We start from the raw sequence: 12,834 nt of genomic DNA, 5'->3' as shown, positions 1-12,834 counted from the left end.
GGAGGTAATCATGCACCTCTTTACCTATCGGGGACTTCGTGTCCATAAATATTCTACCGTCATATCAGGGTGATAACAAGTCTCCTCATGTTATCGCCCTTTTTGATTGGTAATGCCTTTTACTACTATCCCATCTATGACTTGATTATCGCTGACCCTTTATTTTACCTGCCTAAAATCCTACTAACTACTCTGCCACCTATCGTGATAATTCCGATTGTCAATCTCATTCTCTACCAGAAAGTCCTCTTCTTTCAGCGCCTTAATTCGCTGAGGATTATGACTAACTTTCTCCTTGAAAATAGGTATTATCTCTCAAAGACAGTTAAACGTGATGGCAAAACGATTGAGAAGATTTCTCTCCCAAAAGTTTATGTCAAACGTGGTAAGTATCAGCTGCTTGCTTCCTTTATCCTAGAAGGAAATAAATTCCAAGACCGTTTTATCAATCTTGGGGCTACCCTTGAAGTCATGTATAATGGCGACTTTAGAAACAAAACTTTTGATGAGCGTTTTGTCCAGTATGAAATTGCCATCAATCGTATTGCTTCCCGTATTAACGTTTCAGAAGTTACCCTGACTGACCAGGGCATCCGCCTCATGGAAGATGTCTTTTGGGATTATGTTGCTGAGCCACACTTACTGATTGGTGGGGGAACTGGTGGCGGTAAAACGGTTGTCCTTATGACCATTGTGTTGGCTTTGGCAAAGATTGGTTTTATAGACCTGTGCGATCCGAAGAACGCAGACTTATCAGGTCTTAAAAATGTTCCTGTCTTCAAGAGACATGTCTTCATATCCAAAGACGATATCATCACTTGCCTCAAGGATAACGTCACCAAAATGGAAAATCGCTACGAGACCATGCAAAATCACCCTGACTACAAGATAGGAAAAAACTTTGCCCAGTATGGATTAAAGCCCAAATTCATCGTCATTGATGAGTGGGCAGCTTTCATCGCTAAGATTGAAAATGACTATCGCCTGCAGGCAGAAGCTACGGAATACCTGACCCAGATAGTCCTAGAAGGACGCCAAGCTGGAGTTTTCGTCATCCAAGCCATGCAACGTCCCGATGGCGAGTATATCAAGACCGCTCTTCGGGATAACTTCATGAAACGACTCTCTGTCGGACACTTGGAAGACACGGGTTATAACATGATGTTTGGCGATGCTAACCGCAATAAAGAGTTCAAAAAGCTGGACAAAATCAATGGTAAAAAGGTTCACGGGCGTGGTTATATTGCCAATAACGGTGAGCTGGCTGGTGAGTTCTTCTCACCTTACGTTCCTTTTAACAAAGGCTTCTCTTTCGAGGAGGAATTTATGAAATTGCCTGTCCTAGAAGATGAGCAACTAATCACTCATGAGAACATCATGGAAGATATGGAACCTATTGAGAAGGATTACGAACCAATGGAGGATGACGTTATGGAAGTCTTGGAAGAAAAACGTCTTCTGACAGATTTTGCCAAGGAACATGACCTGACTGTCAAGACACTCCGCAAAGTTATCTATCTCATGGATGAGCGAGGAGTTCCTTTTGACAAAGAGGATAACTCACTTGTGGTGACATCTTTTCAAGAACAGCTACTTCTTGAAACCTTGGCCCTCTTTGAGGAGGAAGGACGGAAGTCTTATCCAAAGGCGGTTGAAAGCTGTCTCGCAAATCATGGGCTAGGACAAGAGCAAGGGCAAGCCTGACAGCGTCAGGCGCAGACCGTAGCTCGCAGTTCCTACTGCCCATGATTGTGATTCAACCCCCGATTTCTAATAGGGGGGTAACATTTGTCAAAATGACAACGTCCGACCCCCAACACACCAATAGTACCAAGTTTTTCAAAGACTTACTTAGTGTGTCACTTTCGCTAAAAAACTGTGTCACTCACTAGAAAGGAGTTCTACCCTATGAATGGATAAACTTAGCCCACTCAATCTCAAGAAATTCCGAAAACAAACAGGCATGACGCAGAAACAATTTGCGGAGTCTGTTGGGATTTCAACTCGTACCTACCGCAGCTATGAAGATGGCTCACGAGGTTTGAGCCTAGAAAAATTCGGTCAGTTCAAAGCAGAGCTTGGCTATCATCAAGAGAATGCCGATGACTTAATTGATGTTCATATCGACTACCTCCGCATGACCTTCATGTCTATCCGTGACCTGTCCCACTTCTGTCAGACCTATCTTCACTGTTCCTTCACTGAGTTTAAAGAATTTGAAACCAGGCTTCTGAATTACACAAGGCTCTGGAAGCGAGGAAACATTTGGTTATTTGATTTTTTTGACAAAATCGAAACAGGAAATTACCAAGTGACCTTGCAACTGTCTGGTCAAGGTTGCCGTGAAATGGAACTGATTCTGGAAAGTGTTGACCTGAGCTGGCAAGAATTTCTCCAAGACCTGCTCTTTGACCTCACAGGTAGTCGGGTAACTCGGCTAGACATTGCCATGGATGAACGCTATCTCGGTCACGATAGAGAAGATGAGCAATTTCTTCTTTCAGACATGATTGCGAAAGTCTATAAGGACGAGGTTAGCTTTAAGAATATCAGAACGTGGAGTCACATTGGCGGTGGTAACCTCAGAAACATGGATGAGGTAGAAGGCAGTCAGGGTATTTCCCTTTATTTTGGAAGTCGCCAAAGTAACCTCTACTTCAACTTCTATGAAAAGCGCTATGAGCTCGCCAAAAGTGAACAAATCTCCGTAGAAGAATCCTTGGAGATTTTTGGTATCTGGAACCGTTATGAATTGCGCTTCGCTCAGGAAAAAGCCCAACTTGCCATTGAAGAATATATTAGCGGTATTGACCTGGCAGAAATCGCCCGTGGCGTCATCAATCATGAAATGCAGGTTTACGATGGCACCAATAAATTTGGTGCTTTTGTTCCTGACCAGAATTGGCAACGCATGTTTGGTGGTACAGAACCCTTGAAACTCAGGATGAAACCAGAACCATACTCTATCGACAGAACAATCAAATGGCTCATGTACCAAGTCGCCAATTCGCTCAAACTGGTGGAAGAAGCTGACAAAATCATGGAGACTGACTTTATCAAGATGATTCAGGAAAATGGTGAAATCACAGATAGAGCCGAAAGCATTCTTCAAGACTTGCAAGCATCCTATAACCTAAAGAAAAAGGAGGAAAATCATGGAATACAAAGTTGAACTATCTAGCATCGACAATTTCAAAGCTTGGTCTGGTGCTAGAGAAACCCTAGACACCGTCCGTGAACGTGGCGGAATTGACCAACTCACCAGCCTCTGTGAAGATGTCTTCTCAGGAAGTACACCAACTGAGGGACAAATCAATGACTGGCTCTGGTTTGATGATGACTACATTTATCAAGCCCTAGGCTATCATGACCTAATCGAAGAATGATAAGGAGGTATCTCTGAGTCATGCTTGTCAAAAAAATCTACGAAGGCATCACCTGCTTTCCTGATATTAATGAGTTCTGGAATCTCTATATCGTACTCATGAAGGAAAAAGACTTCTTCTTTGATGCCTTTGCTCGTGAGACCGTTGACCTCGACTCTCCCGCTAAATACCAACACGCTTACTTTACCACTGATGGTCAAGTCCTAGACTTTAACCGAAACATGGACACCAAACTGGTCACTCTCTTTCGACAAGTCATCTTAGACCAACAAGAACAATTCATGGAGGAAATAATCATGGCAAAACAATCACTCATTGAAAAGAAAATCAAAGCTGCTTCCCTTGAACTAGGCGAACTCATGAAAGCCCATAAAGACAAGGAAGCCTGGACAAAAGCTGGTGAACTGAATCACCTGCTTAAAAATGAAGAACCCGAAAAGCTACCTGCTGACCTTCTCGAAAAAATCCGCCTGGAACTTCGTGGCTACTACTATGTCAACGGAGAAATCAATAAACTCCACAAACAGCTCTATGCCAAAGGTAATAAATTGATTGAACTGGCTAGCGCCTGATAAGGAGGGATTATGAACAAACTGAAAACAGTCATCCAACAAGTCACTCATTACTTGTCTCGTTTCAAGAAACAAGATAAGAAGCGTGGCTCACCAAAACTCATCAAGACAACACGGAAAAACGTGAATATCATAGTCCTTACGGGATTAGGATGTTTAGTTTTTATCGGAGCCACTGGTTCCCTGCGTGCCATCACACTATCAAGTAAAGTCACCTCACTTGAAAAGGAGGTCAAAAAAGCTCAATCGTCCCAAGTGGTGACTACATCAACTGACACCGACTACCGCTTGACCTACTACCTCAACGACTTTGTCGCTGCCTACTTCTCTTTCTCTGATAAAGCCGAAGAACAAGAAGCGCAAATCGAAAAGCTCAATAGCTTCTATGACGTTAAACCTGAGATTAAGTCACAGGGTCAAAAGCGAACACCGATGTCTTTGGTCTTAGCTAGGTTATTATTGCTGACGGATAATACCGCCACTTATCAAGTGACCTACAAACAAAAAGTCGGTGATAGGGAGGAAGAAATTACCACAGGGTTTAATATCCCCTACGCTTCTAAAAATAGCTCCTACTACGTTTCTGGACTTCCCTGGTATTCTAGCCTCAGTGACAGCCAAGCCAAAGGCTTTGACAAGGAATCAGCGCTTAATCTAACAGCTTCTGACAATCTCCCTGACAAGACACACAAGAAAGTCAAAAAGTTCCTCAATGTCTTCTTTACCAACTATACCACAGACCAAGACAACCTGGATTTGGTTGGTAAAGATTTAGCTGTCCTTGAAAACACAACTTTCAAGTCACTTGATTATGTCTACCTGGTAGAAGATGGTGATGCCATTACCGCCTACGTTCAAGTCACCTTTGAAGTTACCGCTAACACTCGTTCAGAGAATTTCACTCTGACCCTTACACCTAAAGGGAATTCCTACTACGTCACTAAGGTAGCTCATACCATTCCAAAAGATTATGCAAAACATGAAGGAGAATAACATCTATGAACACAAGCTCACTACAACAATTCCTCCAAGGTGATGGTGCTTGGATTATCACTGCTGTGGCAATCCTGCTAGCCATCAAGGCTTGGAAAAATAGCTCCTGGCTCCAACTTTTTTCCGTTATCGGATTTTGGGGGATTATCGTGTCCATGACCAAAGGACAACAGATTCTCTCTGTCATTGGTTGGTTCCTACGCCTCATCGGTATTGAAACGGGGCTCTGATATGAACAATGAGAAAGAACCACTCTATGACTACGCTAGGGGGCTAAATGCTCCTTACTGGATTCAAGAAATCAAGACACAAAAAGGGGCACGTATCTGGTACTTCGCAACACCGATGCAGCTGTCCTTTTTTGTTGTTTTCATTCTCGTCTTTGTCATCATGCTTCTGGGACTTTCTTTCATCCTTGTCCCATTAGCCCAAATCACCCACTCTATCTCCATGTTGCTCTATGCTTACGTTCCTTACAAACTCGCCAAATTCTACACAGAGTATGAACCACACGGTAAGAAAATGCACATCTTTCTGGCTGATTACTTCCGTTACCTCTATGAATTTCGTTGGAACAAGAAAGCCATCTACCACAATGAACGAGTGGAACCTTATGACGATGAAGACATTGTCTTTGAACAAACACACCTTTAGAAAGGAGGCACTATGGCACTAAAACTACAATACCCCATTAAAGCCACGCATGAAAACTTAGCTTTTCGCAAAGACAAGCAAGTCATGGCTTACTACCGTATTCCTAATACGCCTATCACCATTACTGATAATGAGAAAAAAGGAAAGCACAAAATCACAGTCAGCCAAATGCTCAAAAAGTTGGCTAAAAACCAGTACTTTGACATTTCTCTCATTCCCAAGGATTACCTCCTAGAAGAAAAGATGCGTGACTTTATGGATGCTCTCTCACCAAACAATCAAGCACTCGGTAAAAACCTGCTACTCTACACTGTGGATAAGCTGACAGATGAAATGGAAATCCCTTATCAGTTTGACTGGCTAGTCGGTGTCCGTTTGAGAAAGCATGACATGGGACGTTCTAACACTCGCTACAAAAACATCATGGAAGAAACTGAGAATACCGATACCGTCCAACAAGACGAAATTATCATGGGTTCTTTCTCTCTGAAAGACCTGATGAAGAAAGTAGGGAATAAAGAAGAAATTATTGAATATGGTGCTTATCTCATTGTCTCTGGTTCTTCCCTTAGTCAGCTGAGAAGTTGCCGTCAAGTCGTCCTCAACTACTTTGATGACATGGGCGTTGAAATCAGTGAGGCTAGCCATGACACTCCTTATCTCTTCCAAGCTTTACTCTACGGTCAAGACTTGCAGAAGAAAACTCGAACCTGGACACACATGGTCACCAGTCGTGGATTTGCGGAGCTCATGCCTTTTACCAACACATCCGCTGGTAACCGTATTGGCTGGTATATCGGACGAGTCGATAACTGGACAGGTCGCTGGGACAATATCGAAAAAGCCATCAACGCCTCCAAAAACATTGTCCTCTTTAATGCGACTGTCGGTAATAAAGAAGACATTGCAGGCAAAATTACCAAGAACCCACACATCATCATTACGGGCGCTACAGGTCAAGGGAAATCCTTCCTAGCACAGATTATCTTCTTATCTGTTGCCCTTCAAAACGTGAAGACACTCTACATTGACCCCAAACGAGAACTCCGCTATCACTACCAAGAAATCATCAATAGTCCTGAGTTTGCCCGCCTCTATCCTGAACGCAAGAAACAAATTGAAGCCTTTAACTTTGTCACTCTTGATAGCTCACTCACCTCTAACCATGGAGTGCTTGACCCGATTGTCGTTCTGGATAAAGAACAAGCCGTTGAAGTCGCTAAAAATATGCTGGAATTCTTGCTCCAAGCGGTTGACAACGTCACCATGGATCAGAAGACAGCCATTACCGAAACCATCAACGACATAGTCGACAAGAGACAAACAGGTCAAACCGTTGGCTTTAAGCACGTTCTGGAAGCACTCAAAGACAGTGATAATGACCAAATCGCATCAGTTGGTCGCTACCTCACTTCTATTGTGACCAATTCCATCTTGGAACTTGCCTTCTCTGATGGAACAACGCAAGGGCTCAATTATGAGTCACAAGCCACTGTACTTGAAGTTACGAACCTGAAATTGCCTAAGACAGACGCAACGAAGATTTCAGACCACGAACGAAACTCTATCGCTCTTATGTTTGCCCTTGGTGCTTTCTGTACCCACTTTGGAGAACGTGATGAAAGTGAAGATACCATTGAGTTCTTTGACGAAGCTTGGATTCTTATGAAGTCTGCCGAAGGTCAAGCCGTTATCAAGAATATGCGCCGTATTGGCCGCTCGAAAAATAACACTCTGGCACTCATTACACAATCTGTCCACGATGCTGAAAATGATGATGACACCACTGGCTTTGGAACTATCTTTGCCTTCTACGAAAAATCAGAACGAGAAGATATTCTCAAGCACGTCAATCTGGAACCAACAGAAAGCAACCTGGAATGGATTGACAACATGATTTCAGGGCAATGCCTCTACTATGACGTCTATGGCAATCTAAACATGATTTCCATTCACAACATCTTTGAAGACATCGACATGCTTCTAAAACCAATGAAAGCAACGGTATCATCTAGCCTTGAAAATAAATATGCTAGTTAGAAAGGAGGGCTCACATGCAAGAAGCCTTTGAGAAACTAAAAGGCGTGGACATCTTCGCCTTAAAATCGTATCTGGAAAAGACGTCAAAAATTGAGACCTCCATTATCGTGGCAATGAATGAGATTTTCGTCAATCTCTTTTTCTTTCTGCTCAATCTAGTGGTCGGTTTCTTCTCCCTCATGATTCGTATCATGGAGAACGTTGACCTCTACGACTCTTACAAAACCTATGTCTATAACGCTGCTAAATCCATCTGGCAGGGACTAACAGGTTCAACTTCTGGCGGATTATCAAGTGGTTCCCTAGTTTCCATGCTTCTGACCATCGGAGCCTTTTACCTCTTCTACCAGTATTTCTTTTCTCGTGGAAACTTCATGCGAAAAGTCCTTCATGTGCTGCTCGTCGTACTGCTTGGATTTGGTTACTTTGGAACCGTCGCTTCTACCTCTGGTGGGCTCTACATCCTTGATACGGTTGATAACCTTGCGGATACTGTCACCTCTAAGATTTCCAATATCTCCGTTTCTTATGGCGAGAATAAGTCAATCAAGGTAGGAAAATCCATGGCTGATAGCTATATCGCACAAACTTCCTACACTGCCTATATCTTTGTCAACACGGGTCAAGAAAACGGAAAATACGTCAATAACCAAACAGGTGAAGAGGAAGCCTTCGATGATGCTAAAGTCTTGGGAAGCGTGGATGACTCAGGAAAATTTGTAGCGGTCAAAAACAAAGATAGAAAAGATTATCTGGATAAACTTGGTGACAAGGCTGATGATGGGAAGGAAAAGAATCGCTGGGTATCAGCCGTTTGGGATTATCTTTTCATCAAGACCTTCTACGTCATCTTCAAAATTATTGAAGCTATTGTCATTGCGGTTCCTATTATCCTGGTGCAACTCCTGAATCTGATTGCTCAACTCTTAGTCCTGGTCATGATTCTCCTGTTCCCTATCGCTCTTCTCATTTCCTTTGTCCCTGCCATGCAAGACATCATCTTTGGGATTTTCAAAGTCATGTTTGGTGGTCTCGTTTTCCCTACGATTACGACACTCATCACACTCATTATCTTCTACATTGAAAAAGTCATTGAGACGCTGATTACCTCTGGTTTTGATGGGGTCATCGAATCGTTCCCATCTTTAGGAACATTCGCTCTCCTCTTCAAGCTCATTCTTTCAGTCGTTGCTAAAGCTGCTGTCTATTATTTCCTCTGGATTTATAAAGGTGAACTCATTGAGTTCATCATGGGCTCACGGGCACGCATCAAGATGGAAGACATTGGAAACCAGGTTGAAAACAAAGTTAGCCAAGGCAAAGACCTTATCCAACAGATGCCGTCACGTAGCTTTGAGACTGCGCAACACTTGGGCAACTTTGCCATGGCTGGTACTGGTTTTGTAGCTGGAAGTGCCATGAACGCATCTTCTCATATAAAGGAAGTTGGCAACTTCTTTAGACGGTCAAAACCAGGTTCTGAGCCAGCTGAGGAACCAAACGTTCCGACTGACCAACCTTCTCCAACTCCTGACCAACTGCCATCAACATCCTCTGAGCCACACATTCCAAAACAGGATATTCCAACAGATAATCCTAGCCAAGAGAAAACACCAACTCCTGAAGCTATCCCTACTCAACCAACAATTCCTCCATCACCTGAAATGGAGTTTCAGGAACTCAAGGAGCATTGGGTATCTCCACGCAAACAACGGAAAATGGAACGCTTGGAAAGGGAACTTAGCGCCTATGATGATGCAGGTGCCATGTATCAAGCCCAAGGCTCAAACGCCTTTACCCGAAGCTTCCGTCAAACACTGACCAGGGACGACAAAATCAAAGCCAATATCGAGCGTAAGAACCGTCTCACTCAAGAACTCAACAGATTGCGAGGTGAACAAAATGGACATTATTAGGATATATACGAGAAGTCAGATTCAACCAATCCTTGAAAAGTACATTTACCAAGCCTATGAAAATGACTTAAAGGCTATCAAGGTAACTGTCCTTTATCCCGTTAATGACCAAGAAGCCAAACGGATTATCGAACTCTGCCGTGCTATTCCAGCTGTCCTAGATGCTAAATGGCTCTTTGGAACAGTTATCTTCAAAGCCTATCTTAAACACTAAAGGAGGTGATAGGGACACATGAAAAAACTATTCAAACTGAGTCTTCTCTCTTCGCTTCTGTTGCCCCTATTACTTGTCATCATTTGTGCAGCTGCGATAACTGGTGACTCGTCTAATACATCAAGTAATGGTAGTTCAACTGGGAAGCGAACGACACTAACAGCTAAAGAGGTGGCTCAAAAAGCCTCAATCACAGAAGAACGGGCAGAAGATGTCATCAAAATCCTCAACTACCAGCTAACCAAAGAAGGATTTACTCTGGCTGGTTCATCTGGTAATTTAGCCGTTGCAGAACGTGAATCAGGATTTGACCCCAAAGCCATCAACACTGGCGGTGGGGTAGCTGGTTACTTCCAATGGTCGGGCTGGTCTAACACCGTCAACGGTGACCGCTGGGCACAGGCTTCTAGTCGAACGCTGGATGCTGATGTTGAACTCCAACTCATGTCAACCGAGTTAAACGGTGCCTACAAAAAAGTCAAAACTGAAATGCAAAAAGCAACTGACCCTGGAGATGCTGCTTTGTATTGGTCAGAACATTATGAAGGTGTTGCCCTCTCAGACGGTCAGACAAAGGCTGAGAAGCTCCAAACGGATGCTGACAAGTGGTTTAAGGTATTCGATGGAACAACCACCTCAGACTCCTCTGTTGCTTTCTCAGGCGATACAGGGCTGGCTACTGGCACTCTAACTTCTACCTTTGACTTACCACCAGAATACCTTGGAAAACTCAAATACGGAGTCCCTAGTGAGAACTCGGTCACAACTCAAGGAAACAACACCTATCCTGTTGGACAATGTACCTGGTATGTTTGCAATAGATTGATTGAGACAGGCATCTGTACCAACTCAGCTATCTACAATTACAACGGGAACGGTCAAGATTGGGTAGCTAGTCTAGTCTCTCGTGGCTGGAGACAAGTATTAGAGCCTCAAGTTGGCGCTGTCATGTCCGTTCAAGGTGGCTACGGAGGCACCTATGCAGAATATGGTCACGTCGCATTTGTGGAAGCCGTCAATCAGGATGGAACCTTCCTAATTTCTGAATGTAATGTGGGTGGGGTTCAAAACAAACCACACTATGCCGTTCTCAGCAACCAAAGCTACTACAGCTTTGCGAGCTTTGCGGTTGCACAATAAGATTTACGAATTTTTACGATTCTTTATAGTTTTTACGATTGTTAAGTGTTGCGTCTATACGACAAAAGAGTTAAAATTGTAGTATAAACATAACAAAAGAGGAGAGTTCGTATGTCTAATAAAGAAACCGTTCTGAATTATCTCAAACAAAATAACGGTATCATTACATATAAAGACTGTAAAGATCTTGGGGTTCCTGCTGTCTATCTCTCACGACTTGAAAATGAAGAGAAAATATTCCGAGTGGACAAGGGCATCTATCTTTCAACCGATGGTGACTATGACGAATACTACTTCTTCCAATACAGATTTTCAAGAGCTATTTACTCCTATGTTTCCGCTCTTTATCTTCAAGGGTTCACGGATGAAATCCCTCAATATTTTGAAGTCACCGTACCAAGAGGGTATCGTTTCAATAATCCGCCTCAAAACCTTGCGGTTCATACCGTCCCAAAGGAAATTGTTGACCTTGGTGTTATCTCTGTAAAGACACCCTGGGGACAGACCGTTAAGACCTACGACTTTGAGCGTATCATCTGTGACTTTATTCAAAATCGTAAAAAAATTGATAATGAACTTTTCGTCAAAACTCTTAAGGCTTATGTCAACTATCCAAATAAAAACCTGACAAACCTTTACCAATATGCTGAAAAAATGAAAATTATCAATCAAACAAAACAAACACTTGAGGTGCTAATGTGAACAAAGCAAAATTAACAGCACTCTGCCATAAAGTTTCAAAAGAAACAGGCTTAACGTTTAATTCTGTGATGACCTACTACTTCCTGGAAATTATTCTGAAAAAATTGAGCCAAAGCGCTTATGCTCAAAATTACATTTTCAAAGGAGGTTTTCTGCTCTCAAATGTCGTCGGGGTTGCTTCCCGTAGTACCGTTGACATTGACTTTCTCTTTAGTAAAATGAATCTATCAGAAGAGACCGTGTATCAGCAATTGGAGGATATCCTTGGAAAATCTGATGAAGATATTTCTTTCACTATTCAGTCGGTCACAGCAATTAAGGAAAGTGATGATTACGGAGGTTATCGTGCAAGTATCCTTTGCCAGCTTGAGAACATCAGACAGGTCATCCACCTAGATATTGCGACTGGGGACATTGTCACTCCGCAGCCCATCACTTACGACTACAAGCCAATCTTCACATCAGAACAGTTTCCTATCATTGCCTACACGATTGAGACTATCTTAGCAGAGAAACTACAAACTATTTATTCTCGCAGCTTCTTGAATAGTCGAAGCAAAGACTTCTATGACGTCTATATCTTGTCAAAATTGAAGAAATCAGAAATTGATTCGCAACAACTTCTCACTGCTTGTCAGTATACCTTCGATTATCGAGGTACTGAATTAGACTTCGATAAATTCATCAATCTGCTAGAAACATTCAAAACAGATTCAACCCAAAACCATCAGTGGGAAAACTACTCTAAAAAGTATAGTTACACTAAAGGTATTACATTTAACGATGTTCTGACAGAGATGACTGATTTGCTTGTAACTATCAAAAATCTCTAAGAAGAATCATGGCAATCAAATATAAATTATTTACTATTGATTATGAAGAACAGTTAAGATTACTTTATGGATTACTAGTTATACTATAACCATCCTAAATAACTTTTCTTTTTCATAATCTCCTTGGAAGCAAGCTCAGAAATGGGCTTGTTTTCGTTTTATCAAAAATAACGGAGGAAAACACATGAAAAAAGAAATTCCATTCTGGGAAAAATCAAACCTAACTGTTGAGGAAGCTGCCTCATATTTCAGTATCGGAGTTAATAAACTTCGTGAAATCAGCAATGAAGATGATTGCGATTTCGTCCTCTGGTGTGGCAGCAAACGCCTAATCAAACGAGCAAAATTTGAGAAATTCCTAGAAAACCAATATTCAATTTAATA

At 42.3% G+C, this 12,834-nt stretch carries 13 protein-coding genes and 1 pseudogene; all 14 read left to right on the top strand.

Features of this window, described 5'->3' with window-relative positions:
* Nucleotides 1–10: 10 nt before the first annotated feature.
* The 14 genes and pseudogenes from NSQ85_RS09545 (at nucleotide 11) to NSQ85_RS09480 (ending at nucleotide 12,832) form a co-directional block, all read left to right on the top strand.
* Nucleotides 11–1,704, top strand: a pseudogene (locus NSQ85_RS09545) (FtsK/SpoIIIE domain-containing protein).
* A 208-nt stretch (nucleotides 1,705–1,912) separates the two neighbouring features.
* On the top strand, nucleotides 1,913–3,172 hold the full coding sequence (locus NSQ85_RS09540; protein WP_179974402.1) for a replication initiation factor domain-containing protein: 1,260 nt from the start codon (nucleotides 1,913–1,915) through the stop codon (nucleotides 3,170–3,172).
* Nucleotides 3,156–3,386 (top strand): hypothetical protein, encoded by a 231-nt coding sequence (locus NSQ85_RS09535; protein WP_017649868.1) that lies wholly within the window; start codon nucleotides 3,156–3,158, stop codon nucleotides 3,384–3,386. Before NSQ85_RS09540 ends, NSQ85_RS09535 begins: the two co-directional genes overlap by 17 nt.
* Nucleotides 3,387–3,406: 20 nt before the next feature.
* Nucleotides 3,407–3,958 (top strand): conjugal transfer protein, encoded by a 552-nt coding sequence (locus NSQ85_RS09530; RefSeq protein ID WP_179974401.1) that lies wholly within the window; start codon nucleotides 3,407–3,409, stop codon nucleotides 3,956–3,958.
* A 12-nt stretch (nucleotides 3,959–3,970) separates the two neighbouring features.
* Nucleotides 3,971–4,951, top strand: a complete 981-nt coding sequence (locus NSQ85_RS09525) for a conjugal transfer protein (RefSeq protein ID WP_179974400.1) — start codon at nucleotides 3,971–3,973, stop codon at nucleotides 4,949–4,951.
* A 5-nt stretch (nucleotides 4,952–4,956) separates the two neighbouring features.
* Nucleotides 4,957–5,181 (top strand): hypothetical protein, encoded by a 225-nt coding sequence (locus NSQ85_RS09520; RefSeq protein WP_003104677.1) that lies wholly within the window; start codon nucleotides 4,957–4,959, stop codon nucleotides 5,179–5,181.
* 1 nt (nucleotide 5,182) lies between these two features.
* On the top strand, nucleotides 5,183–5,605 hold the full coding sequence (locus NSQ85_RS09515; protein ID WP_179974399.1) for a conjugal transfer protein: 423 nt from the start codon (nucleotides 5,183–5,185) through the stop codon (nucleotides 5,603–5,605).
* A gap of 12 nt (nucleotides 5,606–5,617) precedes the next feature.
* Nucleotides 5,618–7,645, top strand: a complete 2,028-nt coding sequence (locus tag NSQ85_RS09510) for an ATP-binding protein (protein ID WP_179974398.1) — start codon at nucleotides 5,618–5,620, stop codon at nucleotides 7,643–7,645.
* A 14-nt stretch (nucleotides 7,646–7,659) separates the two neighbouring features.
* On the top strand, nucleotides 7,660–9,561 hold the full coding sequence (locus NSQ85_RS09505; RefSeq protein ID WP_179974397.1) for a conjugal transfer protein: 1,902 nt from the start codon (nucleotides 7,660–7,662) through the stop codon (nucleotides 9,559–9,561).
* Nucleotides 9,548–9,775, top strand: coding sequence for a hypothetical protein (locus NSQ85_RS09500; protein ID WP_179974396.1), 228 nt, complete (start codon nucleotides 9,548–9,550; stop codon nucleotides 9,773–9,775). The genes NSQ85_RS09505 and NSQ85_RS09500 overlap by 14 nt, the downstream gene beginning before the upstream one ends.
* Before the next feature lie 18 nt (nucleotides 9,776–9,793).
* Complete coding sequence (locus tag NSQ85_RS09495) at nucleotides 9,794–10,915, top strand: phage tail tip lysozyme (protein WP_179974395.1); 1,122 nt, start codon at nucleotides 9,794–9,796, stop codon at nucleotides 10,913–10,915.
* Between the two features lie 111 nt (nucleotides 10,916–11,026).
* Nucleotides 11,027–11,617 carry a type IV toxin-antitoxin system AbiEi family antitoxin domain-containing protein gene (locus NSQ85_RS09490; RefSeq protein ID WP_179974394.1) on the top strand — a complete coding sequence of 197 codons (591 nt, stop codon included), beginning with the start codon at nucleotides 11,027–11,029 and terminating at the stop codon, nucleotides 11,615–11,617.
* On the top strand, nucleotides 11,614–12,450 hold the full coding sequence (locus NSQ85_RS09485) for a nucleotidyl transferase AbiEii/AbiGii toxin family protein (RefSeq protein WP_179974393.1): 837 nt from the start codon (nucleotides 11,614–11,616) through the stop codon (nucleotides 12,448–12,450). Before NSQ85_RS09490 ends, NSQ85_RS09485 begins: the two co-directional genes overlap by 4 nt.
* Nucleotides 12,451–12,634: 184 nt before the next feature.
* Nucleotides 12,635–12,832, top strand: a complete 198-nt coding sequence (locus NSQ85_RS09480; RefSeq protein ID WP_006738512.1) for an excisionase — start codon at nucleotides 12,635–12,637, stop codon at nucleotides 12,830–12,832.
* Nucleotides 12,833–12,834: the final 2 nt, after the last annotated feature.

Origin of the sequence: Streptococcus sp. FSL L8-0526 (assembly GCF_038007145.1) — a bacterium.
In the GTDB taxonomy this organism is placed as follows: domain Bacteria; phylum Bacillota; class Bacilli; order Lactobacillales; family Streptococcaceae; genus Streptococcus; species Streptococcus thermophilus.
This window is presented reverse-complemented; position numbering and strand designations above follow the sequence as displayed.

What these genes read in the sequence shown, in the direction of transcription:
- NSQ85_RS09540 (WP_179974402.1), top strand. Translation starts at nt 1,913, where the DNA reads ATGGATAAACTTAGCCCACTCAATCTCAAGAAATTCCGAAAACAAACA.
- NSQ85_RS09535 (WP_017649868.1), top strand. Translation starts at nt 3,156, where the DNA reads ATGGAATACAAAGTTGAACTATCTAGCATCGACAATTTCAAAGCTTGG.
- NSQ85_RS09530 (WP_179974401.1), top strand. Translation starts at nt 3,407, where the DNA reads ATGCTTGTCAAAAAAATCTACGAAGGCATCACCTGCTTTCCTGATATT.
- NSQ85_RS09525 (WP_179974400.1), top strand. Translation starts at nt 3,971, where the DNA reads ATGAACAAACTGAAAACAGTCATCCAACAAGTCACTCATTACTTGTCT.
- NSQ85_RS09520 (WP_003104677.1), top strand. Translation starts at nt 4,957, where the DNA reads ATGAACACAAGCTCACTACAACAATTCCTCCAAGGTGATGGTGCTTGG.
- NSQ85_RS09515 (WP_179974399.1), top strand. Translation starts at nt 5,183, where the DNA reads ATGAACAATGAGAAAGAACCACTCTATGACTACGCTAGGGGGCTAAAT.
- NSQ85_RS09510 (WP_179974398.1), top strand. Translation starts at nt 5,618, where the DNA reads ATGGCACTAAAACTACAATACCCCATTAAAGCCACGCATGAAAACTTA.
- NSQ85_RS09505 (WP_179974397.1), top strand. Translation starts at nt 7,660, where the DNA reads ATGCAAGAAGCCTTTGAGAAACTAAAAGGCGTGGACATCTTCGCCTTA.
- NSQ85_RS09500 (WP_179974396.1), top strand. Translation starts at nt 9,548, where the DNA reads ATGGACATTATTAGGATATATACGAGAAGTCAGATTCAACCAATCCTT.
- NSQ85_RS09495 (WP_179974395.1), top strand. Translation starts at nt 9,794, where the DNA reads ATGAAAAAACTATTCAAACTGAGTCTTCTCTCTTCGCTTCTGTTGCCC.
- NSQ85_RS09490 (WP_179974394.1), top strand. Translation starts at nt 11,027, where the DNA reads ATGTCTAATAAAGAAACCGTTCTGAATTATCTCAAACAAAATAACGGT.
- NSQ85_RS09480 (WP_006738512.1), top strand. Translation starts at nt 12,635, where the DNA reads ATGAAAAAAGAAATTCCATTCTGGGAAAAATCAAACCTAACTGTTGAG.